Consider the following 24379-nt stretch of genomic DNA (forward strand, 5'->3'; position numbering starts at 1 on the left):
TATAATGAGGATGCGTAATAAGCCATGGGCTATGGATTTTCTGAACGAACATGGGCATATCGTGGATACGGATTCGTCCTATGCAGGAAATATTCAAGGGTTTTTCCCTTCAAAGCAATCGATTCATATGGAAATCGGTACTGGAATGGGGAGCTTCATCATAGAAATGGCTAAAAGAAACCCTGGAATAAACTACGTCGGCATCGAGCTCGACAAAAATGTTCTGATCCGTGTAGTCGAGAAGGTGAAGGAACAGGAGCTTGATAATATCAAGCTTGTCCTTCTGGATGCCCGTAAGCTGGAAGAATATTTCGGGGAAGAGGAAGTGGAAAGGATATATCTCAATTTCTCCGACCCGTGGCCGAAAAATCGACATGAGAAGAGAAGGCTTACCCATGAAGGGTTCCTTGATGGATATAGAAAAATAATGCACAGGGAAGGCTACGTTGAATTCAAGACTGATAACAGGAATCTGTTCGAGTTCAGCCTGAGAAGCATGAACAATTATGGAATGGCATTTGAAGAAGTCATCCTGGATCTTCATGCTGATGAGCCTCCTGAGAACATACGTACTGAATATGAGAATAAGTTCTCGGCTCAAGGAAATAAAATATATCGGTTAAAAGCATCTTTCTAGGATGCTTTTTTTATGTCGTGTATTTCCTCAATGAATAATGATAAAATGTAAATGGCGCCATTGTTTCTCAAGGTATGGAAAAATAAAAAAGCTGGGGAACTACAGTTCCACAGCTTCCATCATTTCACCTGTATAAGCATCGGCAGTAAATTGGTAACGCCTTGTCGCATCTCCTTCTCCTGTATGGAAACGGCCAGTGTAGACATCGCGTTCGAGACCGAGGAACTTCTTCTTTGAAGGGCTATAGTCAAGTGAGATAAATGTAATGTCATCATATTGAGCACGTAACTCTGCTAGGATGGCATGGGGGTGGATGTTTTTGTTCATCCTGATCCATATAAGGGCGGGAAGCAGCGCAAGAAGAATAGCTATGGAAATCTTTATGTTTCTAGATGGCATGGTATGACCTCCTATCGCAATAATTTTATCATATTTATGTGTCAAATGATCATGAAAAGGGGAATTGTAATGAAAGTCACAGACAACACTCTCGAGAGAATGAAAATATTGACAGAACTTCATGGCGCACCGGGATTTGAAGATCAGGTACGCGCTTATATGAAACAAGAAATGGCACCTTTGGCGGATGACATCATCCAAGATGGTCTAGGAGGCATTTTTGCACTTAAAAAATCCAAAGTGAAAGATGCGCCTAAAGTGATGATAGCAGGCCATATGGATGAAGTGGGCTTCATGATTACCCAAACGACCGACAATGGTCTATTGAAGATCACTCCGCTTGGGGGATGGTCGAATGATGTACTGCTTAGCCATAAGTTTAAAGTGAGGGCTTCTGGGGACAGAGAGATTCCAGGGGTTATAGGCAGCGTGCCCGTCCACTTCAGAAAAAGGGACGATAAAGGCAATATGGTGAAGATCGAGGATATGTTGCTTGATGTCGGAGCAGATAGCCGGGAAGAACTAGAGGAAATGGGCATCTATCCAGGAGATTCTGTTGTACCAGATGTGGATTTCCAAGTGATGGAAAATGAGGACAAACTTCTCGCCAAAGCCTGGGACAACCGCTACGGCTGTCTGATCGCGATAGAGACGCTCGAGGCACTGGCGGATGTTGAGCTTAATTGTGACTTATACGTCGGCGCGAATGTCCAGGAAGAGGTAGGGCTCAGAGGGGCAAAAGCAAGCGCCAACATGATACAGCCAGACATCGCGTTTGTAGTGGATTGTTCCCCGGCGAATGATATGATGGGTAAAAATGATGACATTGGGAAACTGGGTGAGGGAACCCTCCTGAGAATAATGGACCGCACAATGATCCTATCCAAACCGATGCGCGACTATATGATCAGCACGGCGGAAGAGAACGATATCAAATATCAATACTATCAGTCCCCAGGCGGCACGGACGCAGGCAGCATCCATGTTGCCAATGATGGAGTGGTGAGTGCAGTGGTTGGGATTGTGGCACGTTACATACACACGAGCCACTCAATCATCAATAGGAATGACTATCTTGAAGCGAGGAAGATGCTGATGGAGCTTGTGAAGGGTATTGACGCCCAAAAGGTTGAACAGTTGAGAGGACACTGATGAGGACGCTTCTTAGGAGATGGTTCATAGATGGCATGAGTTTTATGGCACTCGGTCTGTTCTCATCACTGATCATCGGCCTCATCATTGATACCATCGGCACATATATCCCTTACCTTTCAGGTTTTAGGGAGATAGGGGCTGTGGCGATGAGCATGGCAGGAGCTGCCATAGGGGCCGCAATCGGATACGGCTTGAAGGCGCCACCTCTTGTCATCTTCACTGTGGTGGCGATCAGTTATGCAGCCTATGACATGGGTGGGGCTGCAGGTAGTTATATTGCGAGCATCGCCTCTATAGAGATTGCCAGACTATATGCTGGAAGGACCAGAATAGATATTATATTGACACCGCTCTTCACCCTTATCATCGGATACGGTGTGGCGCGTTTTATTGGACCTGTAATCGGTGATTTCATGACTGGCATGGGCGATGTAATCGTCTTTGCCACGGAACAGCGTCCATTTGTGATGGGTATGCTGGTAGCAGTCATATTCGGCATTACATTGACGGCCCCATTATCGAGTGCTGCCCTTGCCCTGATGCTTGATATAAGCGGACTTGCTGCGGGAGCTGCAGTCATTGGCTGTTGCTGTCATATGGTGGGTCTTGCTGTGACGGGGTATCGGGACAATGGTTTTTCTGGTGTATTATCCATCGGCCTCGGCACATCAATGCTCCAAGTGCCTAATGTATTGTTGAATCCATTTATCCTTATGCCTCCAATCCTTGCGAGTGCAATCATCGCCCCTATCATGACCGTATTCTTTCCGATGGAAAATAATGCTGCCGGTGCCGGGATGGGCACAAGCGGGCTTGTTGGACAGATCATGACCATAGAAACCATGGGGCCGACGATGGAAGTACTGTTACTTATCCTGATCTTCCAAATTATTTTACCAGCCGTTGTAACTCTGATATTCTATATCCTGCTTAAACGTATAGGCTTGATAAAAGAAGGGGATCAGACACTTAAACTGGGAACATGAGATTAGAATCAGATGTGGAGGTTTTTTTATGAATATTTTTCAGCTTAGAGACAGAATCATCGAGAAATTAAAGGAGAAGCGTGATGATTTTCAGACAGCATTTGATCGCGAAGAGGAAATGCTGAGGGTGGAGCGCATTGACAATGGCAAAGGATTGGATATTGCGTTATCAAAAGCCGTGGACAAAGCAAAGAAGGATGATAAATTCGTCGATGAAGTGGTGTATTATATCGATGAAACTCTCGAGCGAATGAAAGAAGGCGAATTGACACTCGATGAGAATGCCATCTATCCTGTTGTAAGGTCAACGAGTTTCCATAAAGAAACTAAAAGTGGATTGCCTTTCATAACAGATGACCATACAAATGAAACAAATATCTATTATGCCCTCGATTTTGAGAAAAGCTACCGTCTGATTGATGAAGAACTGCTCAACTCCTTAGGCATCGATAAAGCAGCTTTAAAGAAACTCGCTTGGAAAAACCTTGAGAAATTACCCATCAGTTACAAAAAGGATACAATCCAGGAAAATGATTTCTATTTCATCAACCACAATGATGGCTATGATGCGACCAGGATCCTGAATGACGCCTTCCTCGGAGAAATGTACCACAGTATGGAAGGTGAAATGATGGTCGGTTTACCGCATCAGGACGTCCTTATAATCGCAGATGTCAAAAATAATGTGGGCTATGATGTGATGGCACAAATGATGATGCAGTATTTCGCCGAAGGGTTGACACCAATCACTTCGCTGTCCTTCTCCTATGATGGCGACAAACTGCAGCCGGTATTCATACTCGGGAAACAACAGAACAATAAAAGAGGTAGAGAAGAATGAAATTGACATATAACAGGAAACACGTCGGTGATGTACTACTTGTTACCTTTGAAAAAGCGGATGATCCAATCTATGAGTATCATGATGATGTTACAATCATTAAAAGTGGGAATAGGATCATAGGATTGAATATATTCAATGCTTCAAAACATATCACTATGCCCGATGATGTCAATATAGAGCCTGATGAAAATATTGTTCAGGAAATCAATAACCTACTTGAGAAGGACGGACTGGAAACAATCCAACCAGATCTATCACCAAAGTTCGTAGTCGGAAAAGTGATACAGAAATCAGCTCATCCCGATGCTGATAAATTGAATGTATGTCAAGTGGACGTCGGTGATGAAACGCTGCAGATAGTATGCGGGGCACCTAACGTAAGTGAAGACCAACTTGTAGTGGTCGCTAAAGTCGGCGCAGTGATGCCGGACGGGATGTATATCAAGCCTTCTAAATTAAGAGGCGTGGAATCATCGGGGATGATCTGTTCGAAGAAAGAACTCAACCTCGAGGATGATGGTGTCAAAGGAATTTATGTGTTGGACGACAGCTATGAAGTATCACAACCATTTGAAGTTAAATAAGGGTGATGAAAGTGGATAGAGGAAGAAGGAGAAGACGATTCAGTCGTGATTTCGAAGACAGAAATCCAAGCAGCGAAAACTTCAGGTTTCCGCTGGATATAGGCGACGAGGCGAAGGGTAGCGAAAGCAGCCCAGATGATTTTGACGAACCTTCAAAAGATCTGATCAGACAACAGCAACAGAAGATTCTGTTGGATGAGCATAATTCCAGGAAACGCCGTGCATCGAAGTTCACGATAAGTAAAGCCCGTGAAGTGCCTTCTGCGATCCATGGAACAAAAAAAGGTCACGAACCGGATCAGAAAGAAGAATCCGAGGCAAAAGCAAAAGAAAAAAAAGATGGAGGCTATGTGTCTCCACTCGTCGAGGAATTGAAACGCCAGCGCGAAGAACGGGCACGACGCCAGAAAAAGAAGGCGAAAATTCAGCATAACCAATATCAGGGCCCGCTACAAAAGAAGGGAATGCGAACTGCTCCTGGAAAGTTGACCTATAGTTCATCTGGAGAAAACGATGGTAAAGAGGCTGATGAACAAAACTCGGTTAAAGCATCAACTCCTTTTAATGTCATCATGACGCCCTATGATAAAAAGAAATCACAAAGCGCACCTAACCGCCCTGTGAAACGCAGTGGACCAAAAAACACCTTGCCGCCGCTCGAAATTCTGGGACAGCAAAAGGATGGCCAGTATGAGTTGAGGGATGAAGGCCTGGGGGATGTCATCGTTTCAGCGTTCCAGGCCATTGGTGTGCCGACCCGTCTGCGTGATGTCAAGACGAATGGTGTAACCGCCCGCTATGAACTGTCTTTGGACCGGAATTTCAGGCTGAATGTAGTCGGTAAGCTTAAAGAACATCTACTGCCATATCTACCATTTGATGATATGAAGATAATAGCACCGATTACAGGCACATCGAATATCGGGATAGAGTTCATGCTACCTGAACCTTATCCCATTTCCTTCGCCACACTCTTTACATCCAGCAGCCTTAGACTTCGCAAAAATGATTACAAGTTCGTCATGGGCAAAACCGTCGACGATCAAATTTTCAGCTTCCTTCTGCCAAAAGCCGGACATATCCTGCTTTACGGTGGAAATGAAGCAGAGACCTCATCAGTCATCGACAATATACTCGTCTCCCTACTGATGAACCATAGCCCCGATGAGTTTCGGATTCATGTGGCTTCTGATAAGGCGCATTATGACGCCTACAAAGATTTGCCCCACATGTTCAGCACACCTAAGTCAATTGGGGACAAGACGGTACTTGAAGATGCCCTCAATGAACTGAACGACAGGCATAACCAGTTCAGAAGAGCGAATGTGCGGAACTTGAGCAGTTATAACCAAAGGGTCAGCAATGATGCTAAAAAGAGTGTCATAGTAGTAGTGATTGATGATTTATCTGACTTGTTCGAGTACAATAATCCTGAAGCGATACGGGCAATCGTCCAACTGCTTAAAAAAGGCAAACCGCTTGGAATGCACTTGATCTTGAACCATTCAAGAAGTGATGTTGGAATCCGATTCGAGCTGCTTCAACAGATGCAGACGCGTCTGTCGTTTAAGGATGAAAAATCGAAGGTGATCGATGGCAGTAATGAACTTGCAGAAGGAAACGATATGCTGGTTCAAATCCCAATTTCCAATCAGCCTGTACGAGTCAACGCAGGCGTTCTGACCCCGGAAATCAAGCAGAGGATATTTTCCCACATCAAGGGAATGAGAAAATGAATAGATTTTATGAAAGTGTGGTGGTCTCATGGAAAAATATCATTTTATAGGAATCAAAGGAGCAGGCATGAGTGCCTTAGCACAAGTTCTGCATGATATTGGGCACCAGGTCCAAGGATCAGATATAGAAAAAGAAGTGTTTACAGAGTACCAACTTAGAGATAAGGGCATCTTGATATTGCCTTTTAGTGCCGATAACATTGTCGAAGGTGTGACGTATATTGCCGGCAATGCATTCAATGACGAGCATGAAGAAATTAAAAAGGCTCATGAACTCGGGTATCCAGTCATCAGATACCATAAATTTTTATCTGAATTCATGAATCAGTTTACATCGATAGCAGTCACGGGGGCCCACGGTAAAACATCGACCACGGGACTTCTCAGCCATGTTATGAATGGGGATGTGGACACTACATTCCTGATAGGGGACGGCACAGGTTTCGGACTTGAGAGTAGTGAATATTTCGCTTTTGAATCGTGCGAATATAAACGTCATTTCCTAAGCTACCATCCGGATTACGCAATTATAACCAACATTGATTTCGATCATCCCGACTACTTCACAGACTTGGATGATGTTATAGATGCATTTTCCGATATGGCTTCCCAGGTGAAAAAAGCAGTCATTGCTTATGGTGGAGACCATTATGCGCAGCAGATCGACTATCAGGTGCCTGTCTACTTCTATGGGATAGGGCAAGAGTACGATTTCTATGCTGATAATATAGAGTCAAATAGCAATGGGACGGTTTTTGACGTCTATTTTAAAGGAGAATTCCTGAACAACTTCCTTATTCCCCTCCATGGAGACCATAATGTTTTAAACGCTTTAGCTGTCATAGCCGTCAGTTACTTAGAAGACTTGGATATGACCAACATTAAAGAAGCATTCACCACTTTTGGGGGGGTTAAAAGGCGTTTCAGCGAAACCTACCAAGATGGAATGGTGATAGTGGATGACTATGCACACCACCCCCGTGAAATCAGGGCTACTTTGGAAACGGCCAGAAAAAAGTATAGCGGAAGGGAAATCGTTACGGTGTTCCAACCGCATACATTTACAAGAACCGAAAAATTCCTTAAGGAATTTGCAGAAGTATTGTCCGGCTCCGACAAGTCCTATATAGTGGATATCTTTGGTTCCGCACGTGAAGACGCGGGCAGCCTATCAAGTCGGGATCTTGTGGCGCTCATACCAGGAGCTGAACTCCTTGATGAAGAAGATATCGGGAAGTTGAATATGCACAAGGAAGCCGTAATAATATTCATGGGTGCGGGAGATATACAGAAATATGAGAAGAGATTTACAGAGTTATTATCATAATAGGGATGAATCATGTTTACACCCGTATGTTTTGGGTTAATCTTAAGTATGACTAATCAAATATAAATGAATATGGAGGCGTTGGAATGGATTGGCAAATAGTTTTATATATTGCTGCAGGCATTGCTGCAATTGCTTTTCTGATTCTTTGTATCGCACTGGCGGTAGTACTGTTTTCAGTGAAGAAGAATCTGGATCATGTTGCAAAAACACTTGATGGTGTAGAAGGTCAGATACAAGGCATCACTAGGGAATCGACAGACCTGCTTCATAAGACGAACCGTCTTGCTGAAGATGTTCAGGGTAAATCTGCAAAACTCAATTCTGTAGTGGATGCAGTCCAAGGCATCGGTAATTCCATGGGGAATCTTAATGAATCTGTAGATAGAGTGACAAACTCCATTACACATAACATTTCCCAAAATGAAGATAAGATTTCGCAAGTCGTCCAATGGTCAAACGTAGCGATGGAAGTTGCCGACAAATGGCAGATGAGACAAAAGCGCAATAGTGCTTTTAACACGAAATATTCTGCAACAGCAGAAACAGATCCGGATAATCTTCCGGTCGCTGTAAATCGAGCGGTAACAGAAAGCGATAATGTAGATGAAGACCGCATCAATGCAGGTCTTGAACAAGATCGTAAATAACAGGAGGTTTATATATGGAAACCTATAACCGTGACCGTCACCTTCATGGTGTTGAAGAGTATGAAGAACAAGTCCATCAATCGACCGGCAGGGATTTCACTGTCGGCCTGGCTGTCGGTTTAATTGTAGGTACAGTCGGCGGTTTATTACTGGCACCAAAATCTGGCGATGCGCTTAGGGATGATATCTCCGAGCAGACCCAGAAGCTCTCAGAAGGCCTGAACTCTGAAACCGGTGGGGGACAGGGTGGTCTGAAGGAAAAGGCTCAAGAAAAAAAAGAAGAGCTCAGCAATAAAGTTAATGAAACCAAAGATGAGATAAAAGCAAAAAAAGGTGAGCAAGAGGAAAAGCAGAGAGTCAAATCCCTTGACGAATCTGCCGTCAAAGCTCAAAAAGATGCAATTCAGGAAGAAGTCCAAGAGCCTGGCCGTGACGATGTAAGAACGGTTGATGTATCTAAATTCGAGGAAACACTTGACGGAGATAAGAAATAGTAATAATATGATGGCATTCTTCTACTAACCACATGTACATGCATGTGGTTAATTTTATGAGGTGAAAACATGAATGGACAAAGCAAGGATATTGAAAAAGCCATTTTGGATACGGATATTGAATTGCTTGAACTTTTTCAAAAACGGCATGAATTAATGCTAGACAAACCAGAATCCTTCAACATGACTGATCATTTTAAAAGGTTGGAACAGTTGGCTGGCGAGCTCGGTTCACGAGAAGGAATGGAGGCGCTCCTGAATCTTACAGCCGAGTCTAAAGGGAAAACACCTTTGTTGGTGTCAAGATCTACCAAAGCTACGGACACTGTTGTGAGAGTAGGCGATGTGTCGATAGGTGAAGGTTCTCCTGTACATATTTTCGGGCCGTGCGCAGTAGAATCGTTCGATCAAGTGGCGACAGTAGCAGAACACATGAAAAGTAAAGGTTTCGATATTTTAAGGGGAGGGGCGTTCAAACCGCGTACATCTCCCTATGAATTCCAAGGTCTTGGCAAAGAGGGTCTGGAAATATTACTGAAGATCAAGGAGACTTATAATCTGAAAGTGATCAGTGAGATTGTAGCGCCTGAACATGTTAAACTGGCCGAGCCTTACTTGGACATGTTCCAGATTGGTGCACGCAATATGCAGAACTTCGAATTATTGAAAGCTGTTGGAAGATCCGACAAACCAGTTTTTCTGAAAAGGGGTCTGAGTGCAACAATAGAAGAGTTTATGATGGCTGCCGAATATATACTTTCAGAAGGCAACAGTAATGTCATATTATGTGAGCGTGGCATAAGGACTTATGAAAAGATGACACGAAACACCCTTGATATCTCTGCTGTACCACTGCTTAAGCAAAAAACTCATCTTCCTGTCATGGTTGATGTTACGCATTCAACAGGAGTTAAGGAAATCATGGCAGACTGTGCCAATGCTGCCCTTGCAGCAGGTGCGGATGGCATAATGGCTGAAGTGCATCCAGATCCTGTAAATGCCCTTAGCGATCAGGCTCAGCAGATGACACTTGAGGAGTTTGATAAATTTCATCAAAACATCTCATAACAGTGACTAATTGCTGTTCTTCGTGTTATCATAATACAAAAAGCGCTTTCAGAAAGCGCGCGGGGGTGCAATATGACGGTTACAATATATGATGTTGCCCGGGAAGCCAAAGTCTCGATGGCGACAGTCTCTAGGGTATTAAATGGGAATCCCAATGTTAAACCAGATACCAGAAAGAAAGTCAAAGACGTCATCGAGCGTCTTGATTATCGACCTAATGCTGTAGCACGCGGTCTGGCAAGCAAGAAAACGACAACAGTCGGTGTCATCATTCCTGATATCTCCAATCTATACTATTCCTCTTTGGCAAGAGGATTGGATGATATAGCAGAAATGTATAATTATCAGGTCATCATCACCAATACAGATAATGATCCGGAAAAGGAACGCGATGCCTTTTTGAGTCTCATCAGTAAACAAGTGGATGGCATCGTCTTTTTGGGTGGTGCATTGAATGACGAAACTTTGGATGATATCAAGCGCTCGCATCTTCCTGTAGTCATCTGTGGAACAAGTGAGAAGGATGAGAATCTGCCTTCAGTCAATATTGACTATCACAAAGCAATTAAAGAAGCATCCTTGAAGTTTTTTGAAGAAGGAGCCGCCCAGATCAGTTTTGTCAAAGCTTCCTATTCTGAGCAGCTTGAACAGCATATTGAGGAAGGGCTTAAAGCTGCCTATAAGGAAAAAGGAAAAAATTTCAGAAATGAATTGATATTCTCGACTGGTGAAGACTATCAGTCTGGAAAAGAAATATTCGAGAAATTGCGTACTGTTGAATCTGATGTCATCATTACCATGAGTGATGAGACTGCAATAGGTATTCTTCATGCCTATATGGATGAAGGGTTTAAGGTGCCTGCTGATGTACAAATTATCAGCTGCAGCAACACAAGACTGGTCAATATGTCGCGTCCATCCTTATCAAGCATAGCTCTACCGCTTTACGATATCGGAGCTGTCGGGATGAGGCTGTTGACGAAGTACATGAAGGATGAACCGATTGAAGAAGCGAATGTCATCCTCCCATACAAAATTGAATATCGGTCCACTACAAAGTAAACGCACTGAGGCAAACTCTGAAGCGGAAAACGGCTTGGAAATCCTAAATTAGGATTTCCGAGCCGTTTTTTTGATGGTGAATGACAAAATAAGGTTCAAAATTTTTCTTATGCCCATCTGTCGTAATGGGTATGAATATTCGGTATAACCATATCACAGCTAAAAAATACACATAAAACACATATATCCGAGTATCCTTACTGATCTTCTATATGAAGCATGGCACGTGAGAGCATACTCCTGTTTTTTTCATTGATATCTCGCCGCCTGGGTATATCATCATAATCACTGAAATCGTCTTCCCAGAGGACTGGGAAGTCAACTGGACATTTGCTTTCATACTTGGTGATGAATGCTTCAGGCAACCGCCCCCGTAAAGGAGGAATATCATTCATGGCAAGCCATATCTGCGCCCACATCCTGGGTACGACCTGCCATAGGTTATAACCGCCACCACCAACTGCGATCCATTTTCCATCCGTATACTTATCTGCCATCTCATTGACGAATCTTGGAATCTCCTCAAATGTGTTTGAAGTCACTGAAAGATGCGTCATCGGATCCCTGTAATGTGCATCCACACCATTCTGACTGAATAATATGTCCGGTTTAAATTTAATGATGGCAGCCTCCAACGTTTCCTTGAAGATTTCAAGGAAAGATTCATCTTCTGTAAATGCATCAATTGGAAGATTGACGGCAAATCCAAAACCTTCTTCCGTGCCACGTTCTGTAAGGCTGCCAGTACCCGGGAATAGGTACCGTCCCGTTTCGTGGATGGAATAAGTCATGACTTCATTGCTGTCATAGAATATCCATTGGACACCATCACCGTGGTGGGCATCCGTATCAATATACATCACACGCTGATTATATTTTTGGCGCATATACTCTATAGCGACAGCCGAATCGTTGTAGATGCAAAATCCGCTTGCTCTACCGCTGAATCCGTGATGGAGGCCACCGGCAAGACTTAAGGCCTTTTTGGCACGCCCCTCCATCACTGCATCAACAGCAGTCAATGTAGCACCGACCAGCATACGGCTTTTTTCATGCATTCCCTCAAAACTTGGTGTGTCATCTGTGTTCAAGCCATAACTTTCCATTTTTTCAGGAGACAATCTGCCTTCCCCCGCCTGTTTGACCGCATCCATATAATCCTGCTTATGAACCAGGCCAAGTTCTGCGTCAGTGGCATCACGAGGTTTGATAATGTCAGCTTCATTGAGTTGTGAGGACATGGTGAGTAGGTCGGTTGTCATCTTGACCCGCATTTGATTGAAAGGGTGGGTGGAACTAAAGCGATATTTCAGCAATGAATCATCATAGATATAGATTGGTTTCGTCATTGGCCCATCTCAGAAGGTTCAAGCACTGAAAACCCTTTACCTTTAAGAGTATCTATGGCTTTTTGTGGATTCATCGCCTGCACCCTGAGAACAATTGTCTTATACCCTTTCTTTTCCTTATTTCCATAGACGGAAATGCTGATTATCTTTATGTTCAGATCCTTAAAAACTTTACCGATATCGTAGATGACGCCAGTCCGGTCTTCAATGTCCACTTCAATGATTGAGCCGGGTTCAGTTATACCCGTAAGTTCCAAGTAAGTGTTTAGCATGTCCTTTTGCGTGATGATGCCGACAACCTGCTCATTCCTGAGCACTGGTATCGCCCCGATGGAGTAATGATAGAAATCGAGGGCTATCTCTTCAACAAAGTCCAAAGGGTGGCAGTAGGTTACCCTTTTTCGCATAATTCTCGATATCGGAACTTTCAACGTAAAGTCAGGGTCATCATCAGACAGTACTGAGGGTAGTGTCAGCTTCACATCGCGGTCGGACACTATACCTTGAAGGCCTCCATTACCATCGACAATTGGAATATGTCTAAATGAATATGTGCTCATCATATTCAAGGCGTCTTCTATAGTATGCTCCGGTGAGAGTGTCTTAACCGGGCTGGTCATAATTCTTTCTACTAGCATGTTTAACCTCCTAGAAAAAAAATCTATTTTTAAATCTGAGCTTGTCAAACTCCATCATCTGATCATTGGTTATATTTTCACCGATGCGTGCCATGAGTGTATTGGCCGGGTGGCCTGTTATTTCGGGGTCATTCGTCTGAAAGACTTCAAAACCGGAACTTGCCATAAAATCAATCATGAGCTTTTTATATTCATATACATCGAGGCCACTATTTTTGAGGTCCCAATGCCAATAGTACTCTGTAGTCAATATGATGTAATTTTCCATGAAATTGTCTTTCATGGCATGTTTAAGCATCTGTTTGCCAAGGCCGAAACCGCGATAGCTAAGAGTGACTTCAACCGCTCCAAGTTCCATGATATAAGGCAGATTACCATCAGACCAACGTTCCATGGGATCCGGGTGATGGAAAGTCACATAGCCTAAGATATGGTCTTTAAGGCGTGCGATTATAATCCTTCCTTCCTCAAGCTCTGCAATTTCCTTTAATGCATCGAACTGTTCAGCAGGACGGCGGAATGCATCAAGACCATCATCATATGTGAACTGCTCAAGTTCTTTTTCGGTCAGCGGTCCTTCTATGATAAATGATTGGTTTTGCGTGTCATATTCTTCTTTATTGTATGCCTTTATGTGACGCAAAAAGAAGACCTCCTGGAAAGTTATTTTAATTATTTTGAAATATGCTACTATTCTATTATATAATAAGAATTGTAAAAGTGAAAACACAAAAGGGGAGTTAAGATTATGGACGTGGAACTTTATGAAGCAACAGATCAAAATCCTAACTTGAAGGATTATGAAGAAGCGGTAAAAAACCATGATTGGAAAGAAGTCGAGAAGAACTTCTCCTGGTATGAAACGGGCAAGTTCAATATGGCTTATGAAGCAATCGATAAGCATGTGGATAACGGTCGTGGTGATAAAGTGGCGCTCCATTATAAGAATGGAGATAACAAATCATCGTTTACCTTCGAAGATATGAAGAAGGCGTCGAACAAAGCTGCGAATATCCTAAAAGATGAGGGTGGAGTCGTGAAAGGGGAGAGGGTCTTCATCTTCATGTCAAGAAGCCCCAAACTCTACTTCACGCTGTTGGGCGCACTCAAACTCGGTGCAATCGTTGGTCCATTGTTCGAGGCTTTCATGGAAAAGGCGGTAAGGGATAGACTTGAGAACAGTGATGCTAAAGTCATTGTAACAACACCTGAGCTGCTACCAAGAATCCCAGTCGACGATTTGCCTTCTTTAGAAAAAGTCATTGTCGTAGGAGACGATGTAGAAGATAAATACATCGATTTCAATAAAAGTTATAATAATGCTTCAGAAGATTTTGAAATTGAATGGCTGGATAAGGAAGATGGTATGATTCTCCACTATACAAGTGGTTCTACTGGTCAGCCAAAAGGTGTATTGCATGTACAGTATGCAATGATCCAGCACTATATTTCAGGCAAGTATGTACTCGATCTTAAAGAAGATGATGTATATTGGTGCACAGCAGATCCAGGTTGGGTCACGGGTACTTCTTATGGAATTTTTGCGCCATGGTTGAATGGTGCCACAAACGTTGTAGTAGGGGGAAGATTCTCTCCAGAAGCATGGTATGGTGCCATCGAAGACCTCAAAGTCACCATCTGGTACAGTGCACCTACAGCATTCCGTATGCTAATGGGGGCAGGGGATGAAATCATCAATGATTTTGATTTATCTTCCTTGCGCCATGTCCTGTCCGTTGGGGAACCGCTTAATCCGGAAGTCGTCAAATGGGGGATGAAAGTATTCAACTTAAGGATACATGACACATGGTGGATGACCGAAACGGGTGCGCATATGATCGTCAACTTCCCGTCCATGGACATCAAAGGCGGCTCGATGGGTAAACCATTACCTGGAATCGAAGCTTCCATCATTGACGATGAAGGCAATGAACTGCCAGCAAACCGTATGGGTAACTTGGCAATGAAGAGTGGCTGGCCAGCGATGATGCGTAAAATATGGAAGAATGATGCCAAGTATGAATCCTACTTCATTGGAGATTGGTATGTTTCAGGAGATTCTGCATATAAGGATGAAGATGGCTACTACTGGTTCCAAGGGCGCGTGGACGATGTCATCATGACTGCTGGTGAGCGTGTTGGGCCATTTGAAATAGAATCCAAGCTGGTGGAGCATCCAGCAGTACAGGAAGCGGGAGTCATCGGCAAGCCAGATCCTGTAAGGGGAGAAATCGTCAAAGCATTCATTGCATTGCGTGAAGGGTACGAACCGACAGACGAGTTGAAGGAAGAAGTCCGTAAATATGTCAAAGAAGGTTTGGCGGCGCATGCTGCACCAAGGGAAATAGAATTCAAGGATAAACTGCCGAAGACACGTAGCGGTAAAATCATGAGACGTGTCCTGAAGGCTTGGGAACTTGATCTACCTGCAGGTGATTTATCTTCAATGGATGATGATTGATCATTGATTGCCTCTGATGATATCAGAGGCAATTTTCTGTGAATTATGGCATAATGGATATGTAATGAGGATAAGATAATACTTAAGAGGGAGATGTAAATATGGCACAATTGACTGATCAACAAATTGCCGCAGAAGTGGATATCAAAGGTATCGAAGAGATAGCTGAAAATGCAAATATTCCCCACGATGCTCTCGAGATGTATGGAAAATATAAAGCTAAAATTGATATACATAAAATAGAAGGGAATGAGAAGGATTCAAAAGTCGTACTTGTTTCAGCAATGAATCCAACCCCGGCCGGGGAAGGGAAATCGACTTGTACTGTAGGTTTGGCGGATGCATTCAATAAGCTCGAAAAAAATGTGATGGTTGCATTACGTGAACCTTCACTCGGACCTGTTATGGGCATTAAAGGTGGAGCTACTGGAGGCGGACGTGCACAAGTGCTTCCGATGGAAGAGATAAATCTTCATTTCAACGGGGACCTTCATGCAATAACTACTGCCAATAATGCACTTTCAGCATTCATCGACAACCACATACACCATGGAAACAAGCTTAATATCGATCCAAGACGCGTAACATGGAAGCGTGTACTCGATATGAATGACCGTGCCTTGCGGCAAGTGGTGGTCGGACTCGGAGGCCCTTCAAGAGGGGTGCCGAGGGAAGACGGTTTCGATATCACTGTAGCGAGTGAAATCATGGCGGTACTCTGTCTTGCGAGTGACCTGATCGACTTGAAAGATAAATTATCCAAAATTGTTTTCGGCTATACTTACGACAGGGAGCCGGTGACAGTAGGACAACTTGAAGTGGAAGGTGCCTTAGCACTGCTGCTGAAAGAAGCAATCAAGCCGAATCTGGTGCAGACGATGGAAGGTACGCCGGCATTGATCCATGGCGGACCGTTCGCAAATATCGCCCATGGGTGCAACTCGCTCATAGCAACGAATACTGCCAGAAAACTTGCAGATATAGTAGTTACTGAATGCGGATTCGGTTCTGATCTCGGTGGGGAGAAATTCATGAACATAAAAGCCAGGAAGGGCGAATTCGCTCCGGATGCCATTGTTCTGGTAGCGACCATCCGTGCATTGAAGATGAATGGTGGAGTAGCCAAGAGTGATCTTGGGGAACCGAATGTCAATGCTTTGAAAGAAGGGATCGTAAATCTCGAAAAGCATATAGAAAATGCGCGCAAATTCGGGGTGGAACCAATTGTGGCATTGAATGATTTCGTCACTGACACAGATGAAGAAAGGGATTTTGTGCTATCCTGGTGCAAATCTAAGGATGTGAGGGTTTCCTTGACGAAAGTTTGGGAACTTGGTGGAGAAGGGGGCGTCGAGCTTGCAGAACAGGTGATGGAAGTACTTGATGAGCCTCAGAACTTTAAACAGCTATATGAAAATGAACTGCCGATTGACCAGAAGATAGAGAAGATTGTCACCGAAGTCTACGGGGGAGACGGTGTAATCTTTACGGACAAGGCTAAGAAGCAGTTGGCTGAAATCGACCGTCATGGTTGGGGCGATTTCCCTGTATGCATGGCCAAATCACAATATTCGCTAAGCGATGATCCCTCACTCCTCGGTCGTCCAACTGGATTCAAGGTTACTGTTAGAGAAGTGATTGCCAAGACAGGAGCGGGCTTCGTAGTAGCCCTAACAGGGGATATCATGACCATGCCAGGACTTCCAAAAGTGCCTTCTGCAGTTAACATGGATGTAGATTCGGAGGGAAATTCAAAAGGACTTTTCTAACACTTGAAAATGTGGCAAACATTGGAAAACAAGTTTTGGAACCATTGATATGAAAGAAATGTTGTGTTGAAGGGCTGGTAAATCAGCCCTTCTTTTTATGTAATTTTTTAGTAAAAATTCTCTCTATATTATAATTGAAAATCCTCCGGGCCTTCTAGATACTTCACTTCATCTGGAGGGCCCGGAGGCAGTTTTACGCTATGAACTTTTAATCATCTTCATTATCTTCATCTTCATCGTCGCTTTTACTTTTTGATTCGCTTCCACCGACCCGATATATGTCGTCATAGGAGCGTGTCACAGTACCCATCAGATCCGATGCACTAAGGCCGGAGTCAAAGTCATCTCCCATGCGGTCCATGATTGCTGGGTCATTCAGGCTGCTTTTATCTTCAAAACGTGTGTCTTCAGCGATAAGCCCTTTAATCGGCTTATCGAGTTTCTTCTCACAATCATCTTCAAGTTCCATGGTAAGGGCACAGAACGTTTCTTCCCTGACCGAATCAGGACGTTCAAAGCGTTCGTAGGCGCCCATCTTATCAGGCGCTATTTCTGTGAGTGCCTGTGCAAGATTCCTCCAATTATAGATGTGGAGATGCTGTTCGGCATCCTGGTTTGCAACTTGTGGGATATTACGGTCATAACCCATCCACACGCCAAGGGTTACTTTCGGGTTATAGCCCATAAACCAGGAGTCGACGAAATTGTTCGATGTTCCGGTTTTAGCTGCCCAATCATAGGTGCCCTTAACACTATTATAATAATCTTTTATATAATATGCGGAACCTGTTTGGAGGGTCTCCTTCAATATATCCGTCATAAGATAAGCGGTAGAATCTTTGAACACTTGTTCTGATGTGCTTTCATTTTCATAAATCTTTTCGCCTGAAGGATCTGTAATGGATTCGATCATATAACTTTCAACAAGCTCTCCATTGTTGGCGAACGTTGAAAAAGCGTTAGTATTATTCTCAACGGAAATGTCGTTGGTGCCAAGTGGAAGTGAAGGATTATTGGTCGCCCCGTCCGGTAGAGGGATGTTCATCTTCTCAAAGTATTCTTCAGGATTGTGCTTTTTGACTTCGGCCCACAACCGTAATGTACTCAAGTTATAGGAGTTGCTTAAAGCATGTTTCGCTGAAACGAGACCGAATTCCTTGTCTGCGTCATAGTTTTTTGGGCTATAATTCAGACTCTCTATAGTAAAGAATTTATCCAACAATACAGTATCAGGAGTGATCAAGCCTTTATCCAGCGCCGGGCCGTAGTTGATCAATGGCTTCATCGTCGATCCGGCACTTCTTGAAGTCTGGGTTGCATGATTGATGGATGAACGGTCGTGGTCGCGCCCACCAATGAATCCGAGTATGCGCCCCGTCTGATTATCTTTTAATATTGCACCAAGTTCATGCTCCAGAGTTTCTTCTTTTGTCTCTTCTGTGGCATCCGTCGAATCAAGGCTGCTGCGGGAACCATAAAATTGGGCGTTATCTTTGACTTCCTGCATCTTGTCATAGATTGACTTATCGATGGTGGTGTCGATATGATACCCCTTGTTGCGGAGCGCAGAATCTGCCTTAGTGGTATATTCCTGGTTGATCAGGGGTGTGCTGTCGACATCATCCCGAGTCAAACCATCTTCTTCTGCAAGGTAATACTTGAGGATGTCCACGCTGCGCCTTTCGATTTCATCTGCCAGGAAAGGATAGTTCTGGTTCGGTACCGTCACACTGTCCGTCAAGGAACCATAGATGTCATATTCGACTGCCTCATCATGCTCCTCCTGAGTGATCTTATCTTCCAGAAGCATGCGCTTCAAAACAAAGAGTTGCCTGTTTTTACCTGGTTGCAGATACTCCTCATCTTTTACCTTACCGCCTTGCATGAAAGGAGTGTAGGCATAGGGGTTTTTAGGAAGCCCCGCTATGAAGGCTCCTTCAGCAAGGTTCAATTCATCTGCATTTTTGCCGAAAATCCCTTCAGCAGCGGCCTGGACCCCTGCAATATTCTGACCGTTTGCATTGCGGCCGAAAGAAACTGCATTCAAGTAGGATTCGAGGATCTCTTCTTTTGAGAGCACTTTCTCGACACGGAAAGCGAGAAGCAATTCAGTTGCCTTACGGTCGAAAGTCGACTCATTCGTCAGCAGTTGGTTCTTTACAAGCTGCTGGGTGAGTGTACTGCCTCCTGTACCTGATTCAGAGCCTCCCAATTCCTGAAGCGTGGCCCTCAGAAATGCTTTCGGGACCACGCCATTATGTTCGTAGAAGTATTCATCTTCAGTCGCCACAAGAGCTTCAATGACATTTGGACTGATATCTTCATAGTCGACTCGCTCGCGGATGAGGTCTGCCCGTAGTGTACCGAGCGATTCGCCGGAGCCGAAAGCCACGGTAGTACTTTCAGTCATTTCAGTGAGCGCAGTCTTCATCTCATCTACCGGCTGGATCTCTTCATCGTTGACCAAAGAAGCGAAGTAGCCTACTCCGATACTGAAGGCAAAGATGGCTATCAGGCTTACTGCCAATACGGTAAACAGAATAATGTTCCAGATGGTATCGTAGGCGGTGAAGAATGATATTCTTATTGGGGAACCCGCTTTTTTGAAGCGGGTTTTGGTATGGCTCAATTTTTCTTTGAATGTAGTACTTTCAGCCTTTTCCTTGTTGGAAGTCTTTTCTCCTTTGGAAAAGAGGTGTTTAATATAATCTAAAAAGTCGTTAATCTTATTCATTTTTACCTCCTATCATCGGTCATTATAACACATAAAAAACAAAGTGAGTTAATGTTAAAAGGCTGTAGTTGCAGTAATATCGATACAGAAAATAGATTTTGCCCTTGACTTTTCACAATGGGAAATATATCATTTCTGTAAATTGATATTATTCGATTGGCAGAGAAGTAGTCGGATTTGTGGAATATAGAGAGCTGATGCTTGGTGGAAATCAGTGCACACTCCCGATGAATACACTGCGTATAAACATTCGAACGTCTGGGCAGACGTCCCTGTCCCTCAAGTAAAAAAGTTTGGTGGTACCGTGTATTCAGCACCCTTACGTCATGTAAGGGTGTTTTTATTTTATATCAAATTAGGAGGAAGTAAAATGAACGCGTTGCTTGAAGATTTGGAGTACAGAGGCATCATCTATCAGATGACCGACAAAGATAAAATAAGTGAACTATTGGATAAGGAACAAGTAACCCTCTACTGTGGGGCCGATCCAACAGCTGACAGCCTTCATATTGGACACCTCGTCCCATTTTTGACGATGAGGCGCTTTCAGAATCATGGACATCGTCCAATTGTATTATTAGGTGGAGGTACAGGCATGATTGGAGACCCTTCATTCAAAAGTGAAGAAAGAAAACTTCAAACGGAAGAACAGATTGAAGAGAATGTTCAAGGGATCAAAAAGCAGATGGAGCGTGTTTTTGACTTTTCGGATGAGAACGGGGCCATACTTGTAAACAACAGGGACTGGCTTAAAAATATTAGTCTGATCAGTTTTCTTAGGGATTACGGAAAACATGTCAGCTTAAACTATATGCTTGCGAAAGACTCCATTCAGACGAGGCTGGAAACAGGGATCTCATATACGGAATTCACATATACAATTCTTCAGGCTATCGATTTTGGACACCTCAACAAAGAATACGGTTGTAAATTGCAAATTGGCGGTTCAGACCAGTGGGGCAACATTACAAGCGGATTGGATCTGATGAGGAGAATGTACGGGGAAACAGAAGCAGAGGGAATGACTATTCCACTTATTACCAAAGCCGACGGAAAAAAATTCGGTAAAACGGAATCCGGTAACATCTGGCTTGATCCAGCCCGCACCTCACCCTATGAATTCTACCAATTTTGGATAAATCAAAGTGATGCAGACGTCATCCGTTTCATTAAACTCTTTACATTCATGGAGAAGGAAGAAATCGAAGCACTTGAAGAATCATTGGTGTCAGAACCACATCTCAGGAAAGCGCAAAAAAGGCTTGCTGAGGAAATCACAGCTTTCCTCCATGGTGATGCTGCATTGAAAGAAGCGCAAAATATAACAGAAGCACTGTTCAGTGGAGACATTAAAGCATTGTCTGCTGACCAACTTAAAGACGCATTCAAAGATGTGCCGTCAGCAATCTACCAGGACGATGACAAAAATCTTGTGAAAGTATTGGTTGAAACCGGTGTCTCACCATCACGTCGACAAGCAAGGGAAGACATCAAAAACGGCGCTATCTATATCAACGGAGAGCGTAAGCAGGATGTCGACCATGTCCTCCAGGATGAGGATAAGCTTGATGATGAATTTACGATCATCAGACGTGGTAAGAAAAAATATCACATGATTCGTTATAAATGATTATTAAAAAAGCCGGTCAGACCGGCTTTTTTAATATCTGCATCTGCTGCTTTCATAAACATGGAAAGATGGTAAAATATTAATGGAAGACAGTTCATTTGAGACAGGAGAGGAATCATGAAAAAATTACTTATACCCTTAAGCATCATCATCGGGCTGTTCATTATTCTGGCCCTCATTTTCGCCCCTAAATATAATCAATTCGTAAATCTTGAAGAAGAGGTCAATCAGCAGGAATCACAAATCGAAACCCAACTCCAGAGGCGTGGTGATCTGATTCCAAACCTAGTCAGCACCGTCCAAGGATATGCTTCCCACGAAGAGGAAATCTTCACGGATATTGCTGAAGCAAGGAGCAAATTGTCTGGTTCGGAAAATGTAGAAGAAATGGCGGAAGCAAACAATGACATGACTTCTGCACTATCCAGATTACTGGCAATCTCTGAAAATTATCCTGATTTGAAAGCAGATTCACAGTTTACGGGCCTCCGGGATGAATTGGCGGGTGCGGAAAACCGCATTGCAGTGGCAAGAAAGGATTATAATGAAGCAGTCCAGGAGTACAATAAGAATACACGGACATTCCCGGGCAATATGGTTGCAGGTATATTGGGCTTTAATGAGAAACCTTATTTTGAAGCAGAAGAGAGCAGTAAAGAAGTTCCGGAGATTGAATTCAATACTGAACAGGATGATGAGTAATGAAACGTTTGGTCATGCTTCTGCTGGCCGCATTCATTTTTACAGCTGGTCCTGTACAGGCGCGCGTTCAAGTTCCGGAACTCAACACCGATCATCATTTTGTACAGGATAATGCAGGGGTGCTCAGTGATTCAACGATTACTGAACTCAATGATAAAGGCACACATCTAGAGGAAGGAACAGGAGTCGAAATGATGCTGTTGACCATGCCTTCAACAGGTCAGGTACATCGCCAGGACTTCGCCTTGGAGGCTCTGAGGGAATATGGCGTCGGTAAATCCGAAAGTGACAATGGTATCGTCATACTGCTCAATCTTGACAATGGAGATGAGTTTGATAACCGGGGTGTTGAAGTCCAAGTCGGCTACGGTGTGGAAGGGTATCTCAACGATGCCAAAATAGGCCGCATCATAGACGATGTCGCGATGGAGCACTTCACTGCAGCAACAGAGGAAGAAGAGGGGTCAAAAGCCGCCTATGCCGAGTACGAAGAGGGGTTGACCAACCTCTATAATACATTATACGAAGAATCCCTTGAAGCTTTCGAATATAAAGATGGCGAATTCACAAGGGATACCCCTAAAGGGGAGGCATCAAACGATGGACAACCTGCCGGCATTGGTGAGAGTATTTTCAAATTAATATTTGCCATGATTGTCATCTATGTCCTCTTTAAGATTATGGGGGGCGGAGGGCCGCCAAAAGGCGGTTCCAGAAGACATGGAAGAGGCGGACCGACCATCTTCTTCCCACCGTCAGGCGGTGGAAGCTCAGGTGGCGGCTTTGGCGGTGGCGGCTTCGGCGGCGGCTCTGGCGGCGGCGGTGGTGCCGGACGCGGATTTTAATGATACAGCATAAAAAAACTTCTGTTCATATTGAACAGAAGTTTTTTTTTAGAAAATCATGTGTGCAATTATTGTAATGATTGGAAGCGTGATGATCGTCCTGAGCAGGAAGATTACAAAGAGACGGCCTAGACCGATAGGAATCTTTGACCCAAGGATGACGCCTCCCACTTCAGAAAGGTAAATGAGCTGGGTGATGCTGAGTGTACCAATTATGAACCGGGTCATATCAGATGCGACATCTTCTATCAGTATGGATGGCAGGAACATATCAGTAAATCCTATAAATAAGGATTCAGATGCAGCTCTTGCTTCAGGTATACCCATCATTTCCAGAATAGGTACAAATGGCGCTCCGATCCAGGAGAAAAGAGGGGTGTATTCTGCAAATATGGTGCCGATCGTTCCGATTGCCATGACTATCGGCAAGACTGCAAACCACATGTCTCCAACAGTCTTTATGCCGTCCTTGGCAAAATCGGCAAAGCCTTTGGCTTTTGACGCTCTTTGAAGCGCCTTGTTATAGCCCCATGAAAACATATTGTGTCCTGAAGGTATGCTTTCATCAAGTTCCCTACCTTCTACATGGTAATTATCCTGTGTTCTGGAAAGAGGGGGAATCCTCGGCATTATCAGCGCGGCTATCACACCCGCTATTATAATTGTCATGTAGAAAAGACCAAAATAATCCATAAGTCCGATCAAATCGAGTATGACGATAGAGAAAGTGATGGATACTACCGAGAATGTCGTGGCAATGACAGCCGCTTCCCTCTCTGAATAGAATCCCTGCTCATACTGTTTGCTCGTCAAGAGTACGCCGACCGTGCCGTCGCCAACCCAAGAAGCGAGATTGTCTACAGTAGAGCGACCCGGCAATGTAAAGAGGGGGCGCATTACTTTAGCGAACAAGGTTCCGACAAACTCCAACAGACCATAATTCAACAGCAGGGGAAGAAGTACGCCGGCAAACAGGAAGATTGAAAACAGCGTCGGCAATAAGTCATAAAGCATCAAACTGCCTGTCACCTCTGAATTGATCACTTCTGGTCCGAAAACGAAATAGGCCATCAATGAGAATAGTGCACCAAGAAAACGTAAAACGACCCAAATATTATTGGTTTTGAATAGACTGCCTATAAATTCAGAACTTGGCGTGATGAACCAGCTGAAAACAATCGTCAGCAGACTGGAGATATTGATCAGTATGACAACAATTAAAACAACATTATCCAATCCAATCATTTCGTTCATAAGATTGGCGAGATATGCTACGGGTANGCATTTTTTTGCATAAATTAACCTCCTA

The 24379-nt window shown here is 43.8% G+C and carries 22 protein-coding genes; 16 read left to right on the plus strand and 6 right to left on the minus strand.

Annotated elements, in window-relative coordinates; genetic code table 11:
- Positions 1-4 precede the first annotated feature (4 nt).
- On the plus strand, positions 5-637 hold the full coding sequence (trmB, locus tag ABD734_RS06270) for a tRNA (guanosine(46)-N7)-methyltransferase TrmB (protein ID WP_344702547.1): 633 nt from the start codon (positions 5-7) through the stop codon (positions 635-637).
- Positions 638-736: 99 nt separating this feature from the next.
- On the opposite strand, the gene ABD734_RS06275 is transcribed toward trmB, so the two are convergent.
- Complete coding sequence (locus ABD734_RS06275; RefSeq protein ID WP_344702549.1) at positions 737-1036, minus strand: hypothetical protein; 300 nt, start codon at positions 1034-1036, stop codon at positions 737-739.
- A 69-nt stretch (positions 1037-1105) separates the two neighbouring features.
- Between ABD734_RS06275 and ABD734_RS06280 the strand changes: the two genes are divergently transcribed.
- The 10 genes from ABD734_RS06280 to ccpA all read left to right on the plus strand — a co-directional run bounded on the left by ABD734_RS06280 (position 1106) and on the right by ccpA (position 10942).
- Positions 1106-2188 (plus strand): M42 family metallopeptidase, encoded by a 1083-nt coding sequence (locus ABD734_RS06280; protein ID WP_344702551.1) that lies wholly within the window; start codon positions 1106-1108, stop codon positions 2186-2188.
- On the plus strand, positions 2188-3177 hold the full coding sequence (locus tag ABD734_RS06285; RefSeq protein WP_344702553.1) for a PTS sugar transporter subunit IIC: 990 nt from the start codon (positions 2188-2190) through the stop codon (positions 3175-3177). The genes ABD734_RS06280 and ABD734_RS06285 overlap by 1 nt, the downstream gene beginning before the upstream one ends.
- Before the next feature lie 28 nt (positions 3178-3205).
- The gene (locus tag ABD734_RS06290) at positions 3206-4018 is read left to right on the plus strand and encodes a DUF1444 domain-containing protein (RefSeq protein ID WP_344702555.1); all 813 of its coding nucleotides are present in this window, start codon (positions 3206-3208) and stop codon (positions 4016-4018) included.
- Positions 4015-4605, plus strand: a complete 591-nt coding sequence (gene ytpR, locus ABD734_RS06295; protein WP_344702557.1) for a YtpR family tRNA-binding protein — start codon at positions 4015-4017, stop codon at positions 4603-4605. The genes ABD734_RS06290 and ytpR overlap by 4 nt, the downstream gene beginning before the upstream one ends.
- Positions 4606-4616: 11 nt before the next feature.
- Positions 4617-6341 (plus strand): DNA translocase FtsK, encoded by a 1725-nt coding sequence (locus ABD734_RS06300; protein WP_344702559.1) that lies wholly within the window; start codon positions 4617-4619, stop codon positions 6339-6341.
- 28 nt (positions 6342-6369) lie between these two features.
- Entirely contained in the window at positions 6370-7668 is a 1299-nt protein-coding gene (gene murC, locus ABD734_RS06305; protein ID WP_344702561.1) for a UDP-N-acetylmuramate--L-alanine ligase, read from the plus strand.
- A gap of 86 nt (positions 7669-7754) precedes the next feature.
- Positions 7755-8318 carry a DUF948 domain-containing protein gene (locus ABD734_RS06310; RefSeq protein ID WP_344702563.1) on the plus strand — a complete coding sequence of 188 codons (564 nt, stop codon included), beginning with the start codon at positions 7755-7757 and terminating at the stop codon, positions 8316-8318.
- Between the two features lie 14 nt (positions 8319-8332).
- On the plus strand, positions 8333-8812 hold the full coding sequence (locus ABD734_RS06315; protein ID WP_344702565.1) for a YtxH domain-containing protein: 480 nt from the start codon (positions 8333-8335) through the stop codon (positions 8810-8812).
- Positions 8813-8881: 69 nt separating this feature from the next.
- Positions 8882-9880 carry a bifunctional 3-deoxy-7-phosphoheptulonate synthase/chorismate mutase gene (locus ABD734_RS06320; RefSeq protein WP_344702567.1) on the plus strand — a complete coding sequence of 333 codons (999 nt, stop codon included), beginning with the start codon at positions 8882-8884 and terminating at the stop codon, positions 9878-9880.
- A gap of 72 nt (positions 9881-9952) precedes the next feature.
- Complete coding sequence (gene ccpA / locus ABD734_RS06325; protein ID WP_344702569.1) at positions 9953-10942, plus strand: catabolite control protein A; 990 nt, start codon at positions 9953-9955, stop codon at positions 10940-10942.
- Positions 10943-11139: 197 nt separating this feature from the next.
- On the opposite strand, the gene ABD734_RS06330 is transcribed toward ccpA, so the two are convergent.
- Genes ABD734_RS06330 through ABD734_RS06340 form a run of 3 tightly spaced genes read right to left on the minus strand, consistent with a single transcriptional unit; the run spans position 11140 to position 13572 of the window.
- Positions 11140-12291: an acetoin utilization protein AcuC gene (locus ABD734_RS06330; RefSeq protein WP_344702571.1), complete on the minus strand. Its 1152-nt coding sequence runs from the start codon at positions 12289-12291 to the stop codon at positions 11140-11142.
- Entirely contained in the window at positions 12288-12929 is a 642-nt protein-coding gene (locus ABD734_RS06335) for a CBS and ACT domain-containing protein (RefSeq protein ID WP_344702573.1), read from the minus strand. Before ABD734_RS06335 ends, ABD734_RS06330 begins: the two co-directional genes overlap by 4 nt.
- A 10-nt stretch (positions 12930-12939) precedes the next feature.
- The gene (locus tag ABD734_RS06340) at positions 12940-13572 is read right to left on the minus strand and encodes a GNAT family N-acetyltransferase (protein ID WP_344702575.1); all 633 of its coding nucleotides are present in this window, start codon (positions 13570-13572) and stop codon (positions 12940-12942) included.
- A 105-nt stretch (positions 13573-13677) separates the two neighbouring features.
- Here ABD734_RS06340 and acsA point away from each other — a divergent pair, with 105 nt between their 5' ends.
- A complete protein-coding gene (gene acsA, locus ABD734_RS06345) occupies positions 13678-15390 on the plus strand; it encodes an acetate--CoA ligase (protein ID WP_344702577.1) in 1713 nt (570 codons plus the stop codon).
- A gap of 101 nt (positions 15391-15491) precedes the next feature.
- A complete protein-coding gene (locus ABD734_RS06350; protein ID WP_344702579.1) occupies positions 15492-17159 on the plus strand; it encodes a formate--tetrahydrofolate ligase in 1668 nt (555 codons plus the stop codon).
- A 208-nt stretch (positions 17160-17367) separates the two neighbouring features.
- On the opposite strand, the gene ABD734_RS06355 is transcribed toward ABD734_RS06350, so the two are convergent.
- On the minus strand, positions 17368-19893 hold the full coding sequence (locus ABD734_RS06355) for a transglycosylase domain-containing protein (protein ID WP_344702581.1): 2526 nt from the start codon (positions 19891-19893) through the stop codon (positions 17368-17370).
- A gap of 370 nt (positions 19894-20263) precedes the next feature.
- Here ABD734_RS06355 and tyrS point away from each other — a divergent pair, with 370 nt between their 5' ends.
- The 3 genes from tyrS (at position 20264) to ABD734_RS06370 (ending at position 23070) form a co-directional block, all read left to right on the plus strand.
- The gene (gene tyrS / locus ABD734_RS06360; protein ID WP_344702583.1) at positions 20264-21523 is read left to right on the plus strand and encodes a tyrosine--tRNA ligase; all 1260 of its coding nucleotides are present in this window, start codon (positions 20264-20266) and stop codon (positions 21521-21523) included.
- A gap of 117 nt (positions 21524-21640) precedes the next feature.
- Positions 21641-22225, plus strand: a complete 585-nt coding sequence (locus ABD734_RS06365) for a LemA family protein (protein WP_344702585.1) — start codon at positions 21641-21643, stop codon at positions 22223-22225.
- A complete protein-coding gene (locus ABD734_RS06370) occupies positions 22225-23070 on the plus strand; it encodes a TPM domain-containing protein (RefSeq protein ID WP_344702587.1) in 846 nt (281 codons plus the stop codon). Before ABD734_RS06365 ends, ABD734_RS06370 begins: the two co-directional genes overlap by 1 nt.
- 48 nt (positions 23071-23118) lie before the next feature.
- Here ABD734_RS06370 and ABD734_RS06375 read toward each other — a convergent pair whose 3' ends face one another.
- A complete protein-coding gene (locus tag ABD734_RS06375; protein ID WP_344702589.1) occupies positions 23119-24306 on the minus strand; it encodes a YjiH family protein in 1188 nt (395 codons plus the stop codon).
- Positions 24307-24379 lie beyond the last annotated feature (73 nt).

Source organism: Salinicoccus jeotgali, assembly GCF_039538805.1.
Lineage (GTDB): Bacteria > Bacillota > Bacilli > Staphylococcales > Salinicoccaceae > Salinicoccus > Salinicoccus jeotgali.

What these genes read in the sequence shown, in the direction of transcription:
- trmB (WP_344702547.1), top strand. Translation starts at nt 5, where the DNA reads ATGAGGATGCGTAATAAGCCATGGGCTATGGATTTTCTGAACGAACAT.
- ABD734_RS06275 (WP_344702549.1), bottom strand. Translation starts at nt 1,036, where the DNA reads ATGCCATCTAGAAACATAAAGATTTCCATAGCTATTCTTCTTGCGCTG.
- ABD734_RS06280 (WP_344702551.1), top strand. Translation starts at nt 1,106, where the DNA reads ATGAAAGTCACAGACAACACTCTCGAGAGAATGAAAATATTGACAGAA.
- ABD734_RS06285 (WP_344702553.1), top strand. Translation starts at nt 2,188, where the DNA reads ATGAGGACGCTTCTTAGGAGATGGTTCATAGATGGCATGAGTTTTATG.
- ABD734_RS06290 (WP_344702555.1), top strand. Translation starts at nt 3,206, where the DNA reads ATGAATATTTTTCAGCTTAGAGACAGAATCATCGAGAAATTAAAGGAG.
- ytpR (WP_344702557.1), top strand. Translation starts at nt 4,015, where the DNA reads ATGAAATTGACATATAACAGGAAACACGTCGGTGATGTACTACTTGTT.
- murC (WP_344702561.1), top strand. Translation starts at nt 6,370, where the DNA reads ATGGAAAAATATCATTTTATAGGAATCAAAGGAGCAGGCATGAGTGCC.
- ABD734_RS06310 (WP_344702563.1), top strand. Translation starts at nt 7,755, where the DNA reads ATGGATTGGCAAATAGTTTTATATATTGCTGCAGGCATTGCTGCAATT.
- ABD734_RS06315 (WP_344702565.1), top strand. Translation starts at nt 8,333, where the DNA reads ATGGAAACCTATAACCGTGACCGTCACCTTCATGGTGTTGAAGAGTAT.
- ABD734_RS06320 (WP_344702567.1), top strand. Translation starts at nt 8,882, where the DNA reads ATGAATGGACAAAGCAAGGATATTGAAAAAGCCATTTTGGATACGGAT.
- ccpA (WP_344702569.1), top strand. Translation starts at nt 9,953, where the DNA reads ATGACGGTTACAATATATGATGTTGCCCGGGAAGCCAAAGTCTCGATG.
- ABD734_RS06330 (WP_344702571.1), bottom strand. Translation starts at nt 12,291, where the DNA reads ATGACGAAACCAATCTATATCTATGATGATTCATTGCTGAAATATCGC.
- ABD734_RS06335 (WP_344702573.1), bottom strand. Translation starts at nt 12,929, where the DNA reads ATGCTAGTAGAAAGAATTATGACCAGCCCGGTTAAGACACTCTCACCG.
- acsA (WP_344702577.1), top strand. Translation starts at nt 13,678, where the DNA reads ATGGACGTGGAACTTTATGAAGCAACAGATCAAAATCCTAACTTGAAG.
- ABD734_RS06350 (WP_344702579.1), top strand. Translation starts at nt 15,492, where the DNA reads ATGGCACAATTGACTGATCAACAAATTGCCGCAGAAGTGGATATCAAA.
- ABD734_RS06355 (WP_344702581.1), bottom strand. Translation starts at nt 19,893, where the DNA reads ATGAATAAGATTAACGACTTTTTAGATTATATTAAACACCTCTTTTCC.
- tyrS (WP_344702583.1), top strand. Translation starts at nt 20,264, where the DNA reads ATGAACGCGTTGCTTGAAGATTTGGAGTACAGAGGCATCATCTATCAG.
- ABD734_RS06365 (WP_344702585.1), top strand. Translation starts at nt 21,641, where the DNA reads ATGAAAAAATTACTTATACCCTTAAGCATCATCATCGGGCTGTTCATT.
- ABD734_RS06370 (WP_344702587.1), top strand. Translation starts at nt 22,225, where the DNA reads ATGAAACGTTTGGTCATGCTTCTGCTGGCCGCATTCATTTTTACAGCT.